Below are 623 nucleotides of genomic sequence, written 5' to 3'. Positions count from 1 at the left end.
TAGGTGCGGATGGTCAAGAGGGCGGTGAAGGTCCAGCAGCGGATATTGGCAACTGGAACATGCAAGACTTCCAATAAAATGAGCGCAAGCCAGCACTAATGAAACAAATGCGAAAACATAACGGTTTTACATTAATAGAAATCCTATTGGTGCTGGTTTTGCTATCTCTTACCGCGGTGGCGGTGATCACTACGTTGCCTACCAGTCAAAAAGACCTCTCTAAACAATACGCGCAAAGTTTCTTTCAGCGTTTGCAGTTGCTTAACGAAGAAGCCGTACTCAGCGGTAAAGATTTTGGTGTGCGTGTCGACGATACGAAAAAGACCTACACCCTGCTTAGCTTGACCGCTGAAGGCTGGAAGCCGCTAGAAATGAAGCAAATTCCAAGCAAAACCAAATTAGAAGATGACATTGCATTGCAATTGGATCTAGGTGGCGGTGCTTGGGATAAAGACGATCGTTTGTTCGAGCCGGGTTCACTGTTTGAAGACATGTTTGCCGACGAAACTGAAGAAAAGAAAGTGAAACCACCGCAAGTCTTCATTTTCTCGAGCGCAGAAGTCACGCCGTTTACCTTGTCTTTTTTTCCACAAAAAGGCGATGCGTTTAACGATGGTTGGCGA

General features: G+C 45.7%; 1 protein-coding gene and 1 pseudogene. Both read left to right on the top strand.

The window, feature by feature from the left end:
* Window positions 1-77: pseudogene (locus R7O13_RS28375) on the top strand (type II secretion system protein GspG); the annotation flags it as partial.
* A 30-nt stretch (window positions 78-107) separates the two neighbouring features.
* Window positions 108-623 (top strand): type II secretion system minor pseudopilin GspH (gspH, locus tag R7O13_RS28370; protein WP_318305391.1); only part of this gene is annotated, 516 nt, incomplete at its 3' end.

The sequence above is a fragment of the Vibrio sp. Y176 genome (assembly GCF_033438945.1).
Note: the sequence above shows the minus strand (reverse complement) of the source record. Positions and strands in the feature narration are given on the sequence as shown.